Annotated in this window: 13 protein-coding genes; all 13 read right to left on the bottom strand. The window is 52.1% G+C overall.

Translation table 11 applies throughout. The features are described 5' to 3' along the window. Positions 1-12 precede the first annotated feature (12 nt). From D9T21_RS15880 to mraZ, 13 genes are read right to left on the bottom strand one after another with little or no spacing between them, the layout of a single operon-like run. Positions 13-744: a cell division protein FtsQ/DivIB gene (locus tag D9T21_RS15880; RefSeq protein ID WP_123325914.1), complete on the bottom strand. Its 732-nt coding sequence runs from the start codon at positions 742-744 to the stop codon at positions 13-15. 7 nt (positions 745-751) lie between these two features. Continuing rightward, positions 752-1,696: a D-alanine--D-alanine ligase gene (locus tag D9T21_RS15875; protein WP_123325912.1), complete on the bottom strand. Its 945-nt coding sequence runs from the start codon at positions 1,694-1,696 to the stop codon at positions 752-754. Beyond that, entirely contained in the window at positions 1,696-3,141 is a 1,446-nt protein-coding gene (gene murC / locus D9T21_RS15870) for a UDP-N-acetylmuramate--L-alanine ligase (protein WP_123325910.1), read from the bottom strand. The genes D9T21_RS15875 and murC overlap by 1 nt, the downstream gene beginning before the upstream one ends. Before the next feature lie 6 nt (positions 3,142-3,147). Next, positions 3,148-4,212: an undecaprenyldiphospho-muramoylpentapeptide beta-N-acetylglucosaminyltransferase gene (murG, locus tag D9T21_RS15865; protein WP_123325908.1), complete on the bottom strand. Its 1,065-nt coding sequence runs from the start codon at positions 4,210-4,212 to the stop codon at positions 3,148-3,150. Continuing rightward, on the bottom strand, positions 4,205-5,479 hold the full coding sequence (gene ftsW / locus D9T21_RS15860; protein ID WP_123325906.1) for a cell division protein FtsW: 1,275 nt from the start codon (positions 5,477-5,479) through the stop codon (positions 4,205-4,207). Before ftsW ends, murG begins: the two co-directional genes overlap by 8 nt. Beyond that, complete coding sequence (murD, locus tag D9T21_RS15855; protein WP_123325904.1) at positions 5,476-6,801, bottom strand: UDP-N-acetylmuramoyl-L-alanine--D-glutamate ligase; 1,326 nt, start codon at positions 6,799-6,801, stop codon at positions 5,476-5,478. Before murD ends, ftsW begins: the two co-directional genes overlap by 4 nt. Positions 6,802-6,804: 3 nt before the next feature. Next, a complete protein-coding gene (gene mraY / locus D9T21_RS15850; protein WP_105934326.1) occupies positions 6,805-7,887 on the bottom strand; it encodes a phospho-N-acetylmuramoyl-pentapeptide-transferase in 1,083 nt (360 codons plus the stop codon). After that, the gene (gene murF, locus D9T21_RS15845) at positions 7,881-9,287 is read right to left on the bottom strand and encodes a UDP-N-acetylmuramoyl-tripeptide--D-alanyl-D-alanine ligase (RefSeq protein ID WP_123325902.1); all 1,407 of its coding nucleotides are present in this window, start codon (positions 9,285-9,287) and stop codon (positions 7,881-7,883) included. Before murF ends, mraY begins: the two co-directional genes overlap by 7 nt. Next, positions 9,284-10,813: a UDP-N-acetylmuramoyl-L-alanyl-D-glutamate--2,6-diaminopimelate ligase gene (locus D9T21_RS15840; protein WP_123325900.1), complete on the bottom strand. Its 1,530-nt coding sequence runs from the start codon at positions 10,811-10,813 to the stop codon at positions 9,284-9,286. The genes murF and D9T21_RS15840 overlap by 4 nt, the downstream gene beginning before the upstream one ends. Next, positions 10,803-12,581 carry a penicillin-binding transpeptidase domain-containing protein gene (locus tag D9T21_RS15835; RefSeq protein ID WP_123325899.1) on the bottom strand — a complete coding sequence of 593 codons (1,779 nt, stop codon included), beginning with the start codon at positions 12,579-12,581 and terminating at the stop codon, positions 10,803-10,805. Before D9T21_RS15835 ends, D9T21_RS15840 begins: the two co-directional genes overlap by 11 nt. Then, positions 12,578-12,898 (bottom strand): cell division protein FtsL, encoded by a 321-nt coding sequence (gene ftsL, locus D9T21_RS15830; protein WP_123325895.1) that lies wholly within the window; start codon positions 12,896-12,898, stop codon positions 12,578-12,580. Before ftsL ends, D9T21_RS15835 begins: the two co-directional genes overlap by 4 nt. After that, a complete protein-coding gene (gene rsmH, locus D9T21_RS15825; RefSeq protein WP_123325892.1) occupies positions 12,895-13,830 on the bottom strand; it encodes a 16S rRNA (cytosine(1402)-N(4))-methyltransferase RsmH in 936 nt (311 codons plus the stop codon). Before rsmH ends, ftsL begins: the two co-directional genes overlap by 4 nt. Beyond that, positions 13,827-14,285 (bottom strand): division/cell wall cluster transcriptional repressor MraZ, encoded by a 459-nt coding sequence (gene mraZ, locus D9T21_RS15820; RefSeq protein ID WP_105934320.1) that lies wholly within the window; start codon positions 14,283-14,285, stop codon positions 13,827-13,829. Before mraZ ends, rsmH begins: the two co-directional genes overlap by 4 nt. Positions 14,286-14,321 lie beyond the last annotated feature (36 nt).

Below are 14,321 nucleotides of genomic sequence, written 5' to 3'. Positions count from 1 at the left end.
GCTTATCTCTTATTAACTTTTAGTCTGATTAGTATCAGTTTCATTTTGCCAGCCTACGGCCAGCCCTGTGTCGTAACGTAAATCCACGTAACTGACACCCTTAGGTTGCTCACTCAGTAACGGGTAAACATCCACAAATCGTTGTAAACGGTCAATAAACTCCTGTCGACCAAGGTTTATCTCTATCCCGTTTACCAGTTGTACCTGCCAGGCAAAGCGCTCTGATAACGACAACTCTTCAATATCCAGTTGCCGGCTACGCAGTAACCGCTGCATGGCGTTAAATCCTTCTAATGCCGTTTTCTCGCTGCCGCCCGGGCCAAACAGGCGCGGTAAGCCTAAATTTTTACCCTCAGCGTTAAAGCTTTCGCCATAAGGGTTGAGCATTAAATCTTCATTCCATCTGGCTACCGGTGTTTGCTCCACCAGGTAAACCTTTAGCCGGTTAGGCCACTGTTTGCGTACCGACGCCCGGTACACCCAGGCCTGTTCTTCCAGCAGCCGGTGAATGTCGTTCACATCCAGCGCAAAAAAGCTGCCAGGCTGAGACTGCCGGATAAGCCGCTCCAGTTTCAGTACGTCCAGTTGTTCAAACTGCCCGGAGAAGTCAATGACCTGCACCGGTGCCTGTTGCTCGTCCTGCATCCAGTTATAGGTATGAATGCCACCGCTTATCAGCAACACCACCAACACGGCTAAAAAAGCAATGCCGCCCCAAGGCGCCTGGCGTTGTTCTGCTGACATTCTCGGGTTACTCCATACTGGTTGCCAGGATAGCTAAAACTAAGTCTGTAAAACTAATCCCGGCTGCAGCCGCGGCCTTGGGAACCAGACTTTTCTCAGTCATACCCGGCACCGTATTGGCCTCAAGCAAATAAAACTCACCAGATTGTTTGTCCTGCATCACATCTACCCGCCCCCAGCCAGTGGCCGATAGCGCTTCAAATGCAGATGCACACAGCGTTGCCAGATATTGTTCGTCTTCATCAGACAAACCACTCGGGCAAAAATATTCGGTCGTATTATCCTGATACTTAGCCGAATAATCGTAAAATATATGCGGGGTTGACATGCGGATCGAAGGTAAAGCCTGACCTTGCACAACGGCAACGGTATATTCAGGTCCTTCAATATACTGCTCCAACAAGACTGTATTATCGTATTTGAATGCGTCTTGTATGGCAGTCGCGAGTTGTTTAGCGCTAGTCACTTTGGCCATCCCGATGCTCGAACCTTCCCGAGCCGGTTTAACCATGACTTTTCCCCCTAATTTATTCATTATAGCGCCGCATGATCCAGCTTCAAAGCGACTTTTTACAGCAATTTCATATTTCGCGGTGGGAATATTCAGGCATTGCCAGATTTGCTTGCTATGGATCTTATCCATCGCCAGTGCTGAACCCAGCACAGAGCTACCTGTATAAGGTATTTTGAGCTGTTGTAAAGCCCCTTGCATGCTGCCATCTTCACCGCCTCGACCATGTAACATTATCAGTACACGATCCACTTTTTCATCTATTAATTCAACCAGTTGACGCTCAGCCGTATCGAAAGCAATAGCCTCTACGCCAGCCCCTGTAAGGGCTTTTAAAACAGCCTCGCCGGAGCGCAAAGACACTTCCCGCTCAGCCGAGTCTCCGCCATACATAACAGCAACACGCCCGAAGGCTTGCGGGGCATAAGTTTTAAAGGCCATTACTGCTCCTCCTGCTGCATGACTTGCGGGTTTAACTGCATTGCCGCCAGCTTCCTGGCCAGTTGGCCTACGTTACCGGCGCCCTGCGTCATCACAATATCACCATCCAGCAACTGATTAGCAAGAATCGCAGGCAATTCACTGTGCTCGCTGACATAAACCGGCTCTAACTGGCCGCGGGCACGAATAGAGCGCGCCAGTGAGCGGCTGTCTGCGCCATCAATAGGCTGTTCGCTGGCCGCATAAACATCCAGCAGTAATAAACAATCCACCTGCGACAGTACTTCCACGAAGTCTTCGTACAAATCACGGGTTCGGGTGTAACGGTGTGGTTGATAAATCATTACCAGCCGTTGATCCGGCCAGTTATTGCGGGCCGCTTCAATGGTCGCTGCCACTTCCGTTGGGTGGTGGCCGTAATCATCTACCAGGGTTACTTCTCCCACGCTGGTATCAAACTGTCCGAGCACCTCAAAACGACGACCGATGCCACCAAAACCTGTCAGCGCGGCCTGTACAGACTCGTCGTCTATCCCTTCTTCCGTAGCCACGGTAATAGCAGCCAGGGCGTTTAAAACATTGTGCTTACCGGTCTGATTCAACTTTACCGGCAGCGGCTCGCGGTCCGGGCGATGAACGGTAAAATGCGCCGAGCCGAAACTGTAGTGAATATCGGTGGCGTATACATCGTTGTCTTCATCCAGACCGTAGGTGATCACGCTGCGACCGATTTGTGGCAACAGCGAACGGATAACCTGGTCATCGCCACACACTACGGCCTGCCCGTAAAACGGCAGGTTATGTAAAAACTCAATGTAGGTGTCGGTCATTTTACTGAAATCACCGCCATAGGTTTCCATATGGTCTGCTTCGATATTGGTCACCACACTCATCATCGGCTGGAGGTGCAGGAACGAAGCATCACTCTCATCCGCTTCGGCGATTAAATAACGACTGCTGCCGAGTCGTGCATTAGTGCCGGCGCTGTTAAGCAAACCGCCAATCACAAAAGTAGGATCGCGCCCGGCTTCGGCAAAAATGGTCGCAATAAGACTGGTAGTGGTGGTTTTACCATGGGTACCAGCCACCGCGATGCCATGACGGAAACGCATTAACTCAGCCAGCATTTCCGCGCGGCGGATAATCGGGATACGTTTTTCCCGGGCATACTGAATCTCGGGATTAGCCTCGTTGATTGCACTGGATACCACCACCACGTTGGCATCCACCACATTTTCAGCGCGATGGCCAATGGCAATATCCGCGCCCAGCGCGGTCAGGCGCTCGGTCATTGCACCGGTCTGGATGTCAGAACCGGCAATATCGTAGCCTTCATTCAACAGCACTTCGGCGATCCCGCCCATGCCGGCACCGCCAATCCCGACAAAAAATATGCGCGTGATCTTTCGCATCTGGGGACTTTGAAAAGGCGTTTCCAATACCATCTACCGCTATCTCTCTCTGGTTAAAGCTTCACAGGCATCAGCCACATGCTGAGCTGCATTGTAAGGTGCAAACTGTTTTGCGTTGGCCGCCATCCTGACACAGTCATCAGGATTTTCCAGCCAGTCACGCAGAATCACCGGTAATTCCTGGCTAAGTGCCGATTGTGCCACCACTTTGGCGGCATTCTGGTCGGCCAGATAGCGCGCATTCAGGGTTTGATGGTCGTCTACGGCATGAGGCAGCGGCACAAAAATGGCCGGTTTACCGGCTCCAGCAACCTCTGCCACGGTTAATGCCCCGGCCCGACAGACAACAAAATCAGCCCACTGATAAGCCTCGGCCATATCAGTAATAAATTCATTCACGGTCACCGGCTTGTCGCCATATGCACTGCGTACGGTTTGTTCGTTGCCTTTACCACACTGATGGCGGATCTCCAGTTCAGGAAAAGACTGGCAGATCACCGGCAGCTGTTCGTTCAGTGGCCGCGCTCCTAAACTGCCGCCCACCACCAGCATACGCATGGGGTGTGAGGTTTGACGTTTAGGCTCAATGGCGAGAATTTCATCCCGCACCGGGTTGCCCACGGCCTGGCATTTTGTTTTAGCTCCGGCGAAGTACGGAGCCGCCGAAGCAAACCCAAGCATGACTTTTTTAGCAATGCGGGCAAGTAACTTGTTAGTCATGCCAGGCACCGCATTTTGTTCGTGGATGACAATCGGGATGCCGAGGCTTTTCGCCGCAACGCCGCCTGGCCCGCTGGCATAACCGCCCATCCCGATAACCACATCCGGTTTCAGTTTTTGCAGCATTTTGCGGGCGTTAAACAAGGATTTAATCAGCGCCAGTAAGCCCGATACCCGGGCAGCAAGACCTTTACCACGCAAGCCTTTAACCGGGATAAAATGAATCGGGAAGCCATGATCCGGTACCACCTGGGCTTCCATACGTTCTGCCGTACCCAGCCAGTCGATGTGCCAGCCGCGGCGCTGTAATTCATTGGCCACCGCAATGCCGGGAAATACATGCCCGCCAGTACCACCAGCCATCACCAGACAACGTTTACTCATCATCCGGCTCCTGTGATAAATCCTGGTCGTTAGCCTGAAGCGGTTTCATAGTCGCCTTCACTTTAGCTTTACCTTCCCGCTTGCGGCCTTTATCCAGCGCCTGAACGCCTGCTACCCGTAATTCAAAATCAATCCGTAACAACACAGCCACGGTAACCGACATGATAATTAAACTTGAACCGCCATAACTCACCAGTGGCAGCGTTAACCCTTTAGTGGGCAAAATGCCGGCACTGGCACCAATGTTTACCGCGGTCTGGAAGCTGAACCAAATGCCAATGGCATAGGCCAGAAAGCCTTCAAATGCCCGTTCACTGGCCAGCGCCTGATTACCAATTTGCAGCGCCCGGATAACCAACCACAGCATCAGTAACAGCACTACCATCACCCCGGTGAATCCAAGCTCTTCGGCTAGAATGGCCATAACAAAGTCAGTATGCGCCTCGGGCAGGAACTCGAGCTTTTGTAAACTATTGCCCAGTCCCTGACCGAACCAGTTCCCCCGACCGTAAGCCATTAAAGACTGGGTCAGCTGATAACCGCTGCCGAATGGATCGGCCCAGGGATCCCAGAACGAGGTAACCCTTGCCAACCGGTACTCAGAATCAACAATCAGGGCAACCACGGCTAACACCCCGGCAAACAGCAAAGCAAAAAACTGCCACAGCTTGGCACCGGCTAAAAATAACAGCCCCATGGTGGTGGCCAGCATTACCACTACTGTACCCAGATCGGGCTGCGCCAGTAGTAACAACGCCAGAATAAAGAACACGACCAGCGGTTTAATAAAGCCTTTCAGGTTCTCGGTGACTTCATCGTAACGCCGGACCATATAGCCCGCCAGGTAGCAGAAGAAAAACAGCTTTGCCGGCTCTGCCGCCTGCACCGTTATGGGCCCGAGAACCAGCCAGCGGGTAGAACCATTAACGTTTCGACCGATCAGTAGCACGGCAATTAGAAGGCCAATCGCCGCCAGCAGCATATACGGGTTGGTCACCCGCCAGAAATGCATGGGTAACTGCACGGTGACCATCGCGGCAATGATGGCCCCTATCAGGTAGATACCGTGACGAATTGAGAAATAAAACGGATTGTCATGGAGCCGATCTGCAACCGGCATGGAAGCGGAAGTCACGATAATCAGACCAATCGCCATCAGCGCAAACGCCACTAACACAATGCCACCGTCAAACGCCGGAGCACTGGTGTTTGGCTTATCGTGGCGTGCAGCGAAAAGACCGGCCAGCTGGGAAGTTACGGCATTCATACAGATAACTCCTCTACCGCTTGCTGGAAGACCTCAGCCCGGTGCTGGTAATTATCAAACATATCCAGGCTGGCACAGGCCGGCGACAATAGTACTGTATCGCCTGGCTCCGCCAGTGAAAACGCTTGCTGAACAGCCTGCTCAAGACTTTCAACATAAAAGCCATGCGAAGCTATATCACTGAGCACCTGTCCATCTTTGCCAAGGGCAATAACTACATCTACATGAGCTGAAAATACTGGTGCCAGCTCACTTAAATCTGCGCCTTTCGCATCGCCGCCGGCAATGAGAATCAATTTACCTTTTAGGCTGCCGGCCAGCCCTTGCAGGGCGGCTTCGGTGGCGCCAATGTTGGTTGCTTTTGAATCGTCGATAAAACTCACGCCCGCGACTTCGGCAATTTTAGTGCAGCGGTGCGGCGCACTCTTAAAAGACTTCACGGCCTCGGCGGCAGCTGTCATATCCTCGGTAAAAACACTGACCAGCGCCAGTGCCGATTGAATATTAAGTGCATTGTGCAAACCTACCAGCGCGGTATCAGCCAGCGCCAGTAAGGACTTGCCGTTATAAGTAATGGTTTGCCTGGGTGCATCCCAGCCAAAGTCTTCGCTGGCCGGGTTGAGGCCGGTGGCTATTTTGGTTTCGACGGTGGTCATCGGCATGGTATTGCTGTCATTGCGGTTGACCACGGCTACCCGGCAATGGTCAAAAATACGTTGCTTCGCTTCACTGTAGGCCGCCAGTGTATGATGGCGGTCGAGATGGTCAGCCGAAACATTAAGTATCACTCCTGCTGCGAGCGCTAAACTGCGGGTGGTTTCCAACTGGAAACTGGATAATTCAAGCACTGTGATATCGGCTTTTTGCTGCAATGTGTCCAGTGCAGGCAACCCCACATTGCCAGCAGCAATAGGGTTAAAGCCAAGTTCTTTAAGAATGTGCGTGGTTAACAGGGTAACGGTGGTCTTGCCGTTGGAGCCGGTAATTCCGATCACCGGCTGATTCACTGCATGGGCAAATAATTCGATATCGCCAATCACGCTCACACCGGCTTGTCTGGCTCGTGTAACTTCCGGTAAATCGGTGGCGATGCCTGGGCTAAGTACCAGATGGGTTACGCCTTGCCAGTAATTTTGCGGTAATTCGCCACAGGTGATATCAGCGTTTACCTGTGCAGCGAGTTCCTCGCTCACATTGAAGCCAGCGCGGGTGTCCCACACTTTAAACGCTACCGATTGTTGTTGCAGATGGCGCACACAGGAGAGGCCGGTCTGTCCCAGACCGGCGATAACATACTGTGGTAAACGCGCTGTTTCAGTCATAACCTAGCGTAATTTCAACGTTGCCAAACCAATCAACACCAGAATCAATGAGATGATCCAGAATCGCACAATCACCCGGGGTTCCGGCCAGCCTTTTAATTCGTAATGATGATGAATAGGTGCCATGCGGAAAATGCGTTGTCCGCGCAGCTTGTAGGAGCCTACCTGCATAATCACCGAGACGGTTTCCATTACGAACACTCCGCCCATAATAATCAGCACGATTTCCTGACGCACCAGCACCGCCAGTACACCCAGCGTACCGCCAAGTGCCAGTGAGCCCACATCGCCCATAAAGACCATTGCCGGATAGGTGTTAAACCATAAGAAGCCCAGCCCGGCGCCCACAATGGCAGTACACACAATAACCAGTTCACTGGTGAGCGGAATATGCGGGATATTCAGATAACCGGAAAAGTTGGCGTTACCGGTGACGTAAGCAAAAATAGCAAAGGCCCCGGCAACCAGAATTGTCGGCACAATGGCCAGGCCATCTAGCCCGTCGGTCAGGTTAACCGCGTTACTTGTGCCTACCAGTGCAAAGTACACAATGGCTATATACAAAATGCCCAGTTGCGGCAGCACCTCTTTAAAAAACGGTACCAGCAAGGCCGTTTCTTCCATAGTTTGCGCAGAGGAATAAAGATAAAACGCAACACAAAGAGCGATTACCGATTGCCAGAAGTACTTCCAGCGGGCAATCAAGCCTTTTGAGTCCTTACGCACCACTTTCCGGTAATCATCGACAAACCCGATAATGCCAAAGGTAACCACCACGAATAAGGTTACCAACACATAGGTATTGGTTAAATCTGCCCATAGCAGCACACTGATGACAATGGCCGCCAGAATGAGTAAACCGCCCATGGTAGGCGTACCAGATTTGGATAAGTGCGACTCAGGGCCATCGGTGCGCACAGTCTGGCCAATCTGCATCCGTTGTAACCAGCGGATCATCTTCGGCCCAATAATAATGGCAATCAACAGCGCCGTCAGCGTACTCAGGATCGCTCTTAGCGTGAGGTACGAGAAGACGTTAAAGCCAGATTCAAATTGTGTCAGCCAGTCGGCGAGCCATATTAACATGCTATTTTCTCCCGCCGACGACTAAGCTTTCCCAGCGGCGATTTCTCCAACGCCGCTATGACATTTTCCATCCTCGCGCTGCGCGAGCCCTTCACCAGAATCGTTAAGTCTCTTTGCTCATGACCTAAATCCTGTTCCAGTGCCTCAATCAGAGCGCTTTGCTCGCTGAAATGGTAGCCATTATCGCCAAAGGCTGTTGAGGCACTCTGACTCAACACCCCGGAGGTATATAAACAGTCGATAAATTTCTCTTTGGCATATTCACCAACCTGTTCATGGTAGTAACGGGCCTTTTCGCCCAGTTCCGCCATATCACCCAGGACCAGTACCCGCCGGCCAGAGAAGCTGGCCAGGGTGTCGATAGCCGCTTTAACAGATCCCACGTTGGCGTTATAGGTGTCGTCAAGAATTCGTACCTGCTCAGTGAGCGGCACTACTTTTAACCGTCCACCAACTGCCTGCATATCCTGCAAGCCATACTTAACGTCTTCCAGCGTAGCCCCAACGGCCATGGTCAGTGCCGCAGCAACCAGTGCATTGCCTACGTTGTGCATGCCTGGCACAGCCAGGCGAATATCAGTATTGCCCTGCACCGAGTGCATCTCAAATGCTGCGCAGCCATTTAAATCAATGGTGATGTCGGTAGCGTAAAAGTCGGCCTGCGCATTATGATTATCCGGCGAAAAGGTTTGCACAGGCTGATATTTCAGTTTACCCAGCCAGAATTCAGCAAACTGACTGTCCTGGTTAACAATAGCCAGGCCTTTTTCGCCCAGCCCCTTAAAGATTTCGCTTTTGGCCCGGGCCACACCGAGTAAGCTGCCAAAGCCTTCGAGATGGGCTGCGGCTGCATTGACAATGGTTGCTACATCCGGTTTTACCAGATCAGTGGTATAGGCAATCTCACCGAGATGGTTAGCGCCCATTTCCACTACCGCGTACTCATGTTCCGGAGTCAGGCGCAGTAAGGTGAGTGGCACCCCGATTTCGTTGTTAAAGTTACCAGCGGTAGCCAGCACGTTGCCGCGCCGCGATAAGATAGCCGCGCACATTTCCTTAACAGTGGTTTTGCCACTGCTGCCGGTAATTCCAATGGTTTTAGGGTTTACTTCTGCTTTAACTGCTGCGCCAAGCTGGCCAAGTGCCAGTTTGCTATCTTCAACATAAATCACCGGCAGTTCGGTAGTCACCGGCTGACTGGCAATAACGGCCACTGCGCCGGCGTTTTCTGCGGCCTCAACAAATTGGTGACCGTCGAAGTTTTCGCCTTTTAGCGCAAGATATACGGCCCCCTGCGAGAGGGTTCGGGTATCAGTGCTCACGGCAGATACAGTGCAGTCTTCGCCACTCAGACGACCTTTTATTTGCTCTGCTATCCACATCAAAGACCTGGTAATCATTTGCTGCACTCCTGCTGCAAACGGGTAATGGCTTCCCGTTCGTTATAGTTTATTTTTTGTTCGCCAATAATTTGATAACTCTCGTGCCCTTTGCCCGCCGCCAGAATAAGATCATCGCTGTCCGCTTTGGCCAGGCAATAACGAATGGCCTGCTCACGGTCGGGAATATCCTGCGCTTTTTCAGGGTGATTAAGACCCGCGCGAATATCCTCAGCAATGGCCGAAGGTGATTCTGAGCGACTGTTATCAGTGGTGATCACCAGCGCATCGGCACCTTGTTCTGCGGCTTGCGCCATCAATGGCCGTTTGCCTTTATCACGGTCACCACCACAGCCAAACACACACCAGAGCTTGCCTTTGGTATGCAGGCGCAGGGCTTTAAGTGCCTGACTCAATGCATCCGGAGTGTGGGCATAATCCACTACCACATTGGCATGGTCAGGAAATTCGAATACTTCCAGGCGACCGGCGACTGCCTGCACCTGCTCAATGGTTTTCACCACATTGTCAAAACGCTCGCCCTGACAAAGCAGAGCTGCAGTGGCGCTCATCAGGTTGGCAATATTAAAGTGCCCCAGTAAATCGGTTTGTACCACGGTCGTCCCCCAGGATGTTGCGAGCCTGAACTGGCATCCATCGGGATGGTATTGCACATTTGTGGCAAAACAATAGCGACCTTCTGGCATATCCCGGGCAGGTTCTGGCAACACGGCGGTCCAGACCTTCTGAATCGACTTTTTGGCCTTCTTCGCCCAGGCAAGACTTGCCTCGTCATTATAATTAAGCACCACCGAATGCAGGCCGGGTAAATCCAGCAGGCCTAGCTTTGCCTGTGCATAAGCCTCCATGGTGCCGTGATAATCAAGGTGATCCCGGGTCAGATTGGTAAACACCGCAATGTCGGTTTTCACCTGCTTGAGGCGATTTTGCACCAGCGCATGAGATGATGCTTCATAAGCCACCTGATGGACTTCCTGCTGCACAAATTCGGCCAGTAAATACTGCATAGAAATGGCATCAGGTGTGGTATTACCGTTGGCTGGTGGCTTAAAGTCGGCATCGTCCCGGTAAATACCACTGCCCAGCGTACCAATTGACGCGGCGCGGTGACCCAGCAGATGTTTCATCTGGGTAATTAGCTGCACCACAGAAGTTTTGCCGTTGGTGCCAGTTACTGCGATGGTGGCCAGTTTATTAGCCGGATAGTCATAAAAAGCGGCTGCCAGTGAGGAAAGCAAGTCAGCCAGCCCCCACACCTTCACAATAACCGTATGTTCACGCATCATGACCTGACCGTGTTCACCGGCTTCTTCTGCTTCAGCGAGAATAGCCCGGGCACCAAGACTGATGGCTTGTGGAATAAAGTCACGTCCATCACGGCTGTGCCCTTTAACTGCAACAAATGCCAGCTTCGGGGTCACCTCACGGCTATCCAGCGTGAGTCCGTGAACACGGATATCCGGTGCATTAATACCAAATTTAATCAACAGTGCATGCAGACTTTGCATAAACGCGTTAACCACCATTGGTCGACCTCTCTACCACTTGTGTGGCACTTACCTGACGATCATCCGGTGCAATATTCAGCAGCTGTAACGCACCACCCATAATTTCAGAGAACACCGGCGCAGCGGTATCGCCGGCATGATAGAGGTCACCACCAGGTTCGTTGATCAGCACAACGGTGACCAGTTGCGGGTCGTTAAGCGGGGCTATACCGGCAAAGATATTAACGTACTCTTCACCGTAACCACCGGCCACAGCTTTGCGGCTGGTGCCGGTTTTACCCGCTACCCGGTAACCCGGGATCCGGGCTTTAACCCCGGAACCATCTTCCTGCGTAACAGTTTCCATCATGGCCATAATGGCTTTGGCATTTTGCTCGCTGATCACCCGTTCGGCACCGGGCTTGTAAGCCTGATTATCGGTGTTCTTAACAATGTTAAGCGGCCGCTTAATACCACCCGACGCTATGGTTGAGTACATTCTGGCTAACTGGGCGGTAGTAACGGAAATGCCGTAGCCAAAAGATAAGGTAGCCAATTCAAACTCAGACCAACGACTACGTTCGTGAAAGATCCCGCTGCTTTCGCCAGGCATATTGATGCCGGTGTCCGACATCAGGCCCATGTTGTAATAAGTGTCCAGCAGGAATGGTTTGGGTACCGACAAAGCCAGTTTCGAGGTACCCATATTACTGGAATGCTGAATGATTTCTGCCAGGCTAAGTTTGCCGTAATTGCGAAAATCCTTTACCAGACTGCCACCAAGGCGCATCCAGCCTGGTGAAGTATCCACGATATCGCCCACTTTTACCGCGCCAAACTCCAGCGCGCTGAGTACCGCCAGTGGCTTTAATGAACTACCGGGTTCAAAGGCATCCGTGATCACCCGGTTGCGCATCCGCCGCGGCGAGATATCACTGCGGTCATTAGGATTAAAAGATGGTGCGTTAACCATCGCCAGAATGTCACCGGTATGCACATCAATCACGATGGCTGAGGCTGAGCTGGCCTGGTAATAGAGCATCGCTTCTTTGATTTCACGATAGGCCAGCGCCTGAATGCGCTGATCAATAGTCAGTGTCAGATTGCCTGCGGCTTCGCCATCTTTGCTCTCCAACACTTCCACCTGACGCCCCTTGGCATCGCGGCGAATTTTTCGGGTGCCCGGCGAACCGGTAAGCCAGTCGTCGTATAACCGCTCGAGCCCTTCGATGCCTTTGTCGTCCACGTTAGTAATACCGATTAACTGCGCGGCGACTTCGCCGGTTGGGTAATAACGGCGTGATTCCTTACGCAAATAAACGCCCGGGATTTCCAGTTTTTCGACATAATCAGCCATCGCCGGCGACACCTGACGCTGCAAATACACAAAGCGGCGTTTCGGGTTGCCGACCTTGCCCACCAGCTCATCAACGTCCTGCCCCAGCACTTCGGCCAGCGCCAGCCAGCGGCGGGTTTGATTGAGTCCATTTTGCTCATTAATAATTTTTGGATCGGCCCAGATAGCTCTCACCGGCACACTTACGGCCAGTTCTACGCCGTTACGATCGGTGATGAGTCCGCGGTATGTCGGGGTATTACGGGTTCGCAGGGTGCGACTGTCCCCCTGTTCAATCAGTGCATCCGGGGCGATAACCTGAATAAAAGCGGTACGTACCGCCAGGATCAGGAAGACCAGAACAATAATGCCCACTACCAGCACGAAGCGCCACTGCATAGGACCCGGACGGGTATTAATTTTTGCCCCGCCAGCCCTGGCTTTGGAATTCTTTAATGTGATCGCCGTCATTTTATCCGCACCACAACCTCGTCATCCACATCAGGACGATGCATGTCGAGTTCCTTCTGAACCATGGCTTCGATTCGGTTGTGCTCGGTTAGGGCACGTTGTTCCAGCACCAGGTTTCGCCATTCTACGTCAAGCTGATCTTTCTCTCGCATCAGCTCCTCCAGGGCAATATTTTGCTGGCGATTGTGGTGCGTGCTGAGGATCACCGCCAGGGCGCTGGCGATAACCGCTATAAACAACAAAACCCGCAGCTTATGGCGGGTCAATTCGGTAACCAGGATGAGGAGGAAATTAAAGTTGGTCGTCGAACCGGTCATCGTTTTTCCGCCACCCTGAGTACCGCGCTGCGGGATCGCACATTATGTTTGAGTTCTTCCTCGCCAGGCTTAATGGCTTTGCCAATGAGGGTTAACACTTTGTCGGCGTCGATTTCTGCCTGTGTTACCGGTAGCCCCGGTGGCAATGCTTTGCCCTTGCTCTGCTCCTTCATAAAGCGTTTTACCAGGCGGTCTTCCAGTGAGTGGAAAGAAATCACTGCCATACGCCCGCCCGGACGTAAAATACCGGTTGCGGCTTTAAGCCCCACCCTCAGTTGCTCCAGCTCCGCGTTGATGTAAATTCGAATGCCCTGAAAAGTGCGGGTAGCCGGGTGCTTGAACTTGTCTTTGACCGGCATAGCCTGGTCGATAATAGTCACTAACTCACTGGTGCGGGCCAGCGGTTGCTGCTGACGGTAATTGACGATCGCATGAGCGATTCGCTTGCCGAATTTTTCTTCGCCAAACTCTTTAATTACCTGGGTAATATCCTGCTCATCAGCACTGTTCAGCCAGTCTGCGGCACTCAGGCCCCGTGACGTATCCATGCGCATATCCAGTGGTCCGTCGCGCAGGAAGCTAAAACCACGCTCGGCGTCGTCTAACTGCGGTGAAGACACCCCCAGATCCATTAATACGCCATCGATTTGCTGCGTCAGACCCATTTGCTCAATCACTTCAGCCATGTCGCCAAACGCCGAATGCACAATCTCAAATCGCTTGTCGTCAGCAAACCGGGCGGCGGCTTCAATAGCCTGGGGATCGCGATCAAACGCAATTAAGCGACCGTTGCTGCCCAGTTGTTTGAGGATCTCACCTGAATGACCACCACGGCCAAAGGTAGCATCGATATAAATACCGTCTGGTTTGATGGCCAGGCCGTCCAGGCATTCCTGCAGGAGCACAGAGGTATGCGAAAACGATGCGGTCATAGTGAGAAGTCCTGTAAACGCTCAGTGAGCTCAAAGTTACCAGAACGCTCAACTTCCATATCTTCTTCGATACGTTTAGCCCAGATTTCTGAATTCCAGATTTCGAATTTATTTAATTGGCCAACAAGCAGAATTTCTTTGTCTAATTTGGCATGATTACGCAGGGGTACAGGAATGAGCACACGACCGCTCTTATCCATTTCGCAGTCGATGGCGTAGCCGAGTAATAAACGAATCTTTCGTCTTTCCTGCTCAATGTTGCTGGAAAACTTACTCAGCTTGAGTTCGATTTCTTCCCATTCGGGAAGCGGGTAAAGCAGCAAACAGCTTTGTTGTGTGTCAATGGTGCAGATCAGTTGTCCGGCACAATCATCCAGAAGGGGCTGCCGATGCTTTGTCGGTATAGCCAGTCTCCCTTTGGAATCCAGATTGATTGCGTTAGCGCCGCGGAACATTCCCCTAGCCTTTTGTGTATTGATCTTATTATTCGT

The sequence above is a fragment of the Marisediminitalea oceani genome (assembly GCF_003731635.1).
GTDB lineage: Bacteria > Pseudomonadota > Gammaproteobacteria > Enterobacterales > Alteromonadaceae > Alteromonas > Alteromonas oceani.
This window is presented reverse-complemented; position numbering and strand designations above follow the sequence as displayed.

Bases quoted from the DNA above. Each gene is read 5' to 3' on its own strand.
- murF (WP_123325902.1), bottom strand. From the start codon at position 9,287: ATGATTACCAGGTCTTTGATGTGGATAGCAGAGCAAATAAAAGGTCGT.
- D9T21_RS15840 (WP_123325900.1), bottom strand. From the start codon at position 10,813: ATGGTGGTTAACGCGTTTATGCAAAGTCTGCATGCACTGTTGATTAAA.
- murD (WP_123325904.1), bottom strand. From the start codon at position 6,801: ATGACTGAAACAGCGCGTTTACCACAGTATGTTATCGCCGGTCTGGGA.
- mraZ (WP_105934320.1), bottom strand. From the start codon at position 14,285: ATGTTCCGCGGCGCTAACGCAATCAATCTGGATTCCAAAGGGAGACTG.
- mraY (WP_105934326.1), bottom strand. From the start codon at position 7,887: ATGTTAATATGGCTCGCCGACTGGCTGACACAATTTGAATCTGGCTTT.
- murG (WP_123325908.1), bottom strand. From the start codon at position 4,212: ATGAGTAAACGTTGTCTGGTGATGGCTGGTGGTACTGGCGGGCATGTA.
- D9T21_RS15835 (WP_123325899.1), bottom strand. From the start codon at position 12,581: ATGACGGCGATCACATTAAAGAATTCCAAAGCCAGGGCTGGCGGGGCA.
- D9T21_RS15880 (WP_123325914.1), bottom strand. From the start codon at position 744: ATGTCAGCAGAACAACGCCAGGCGCCTTGGGGCGGCATTGCTTTTTTA.
- ftsW (WP_123325906.1), bottom strand. From the start codon at position 5,479: ATGAATGCCGTAACTTCCCAGCTGGCCGGTCTTTTCGCTGCACGCCAC.
- D9T21_RS15875 (WP_123325912.1), bottom strand. From the start codon at position 1,696: ATGGCCTTTAAAACTTATGCCCCGCAAGCCTTCGGGCGTGTTGCTGTT.
- ftsL (WP_123325895.1), bottom strand. From the start codon at position 12,898: ATGACCGGTTCGACGACCAACTTTAATTTCCTCCTCATCCTGGTTACC.
- rsmH (WP_123325892.1), bottom strand. From the start codon at position 13,830: ATGACCGCATCGTTTTCGCATACCTCTGTGCTCCTGCAGGAATGCCTG.
- murC (WP_123325910.1), bottom strand. From the start codon at position 3,141: ATGGTATTGGAAACGCCTTTTCAAAGTCCCCAGATGCGAAAGATCACG.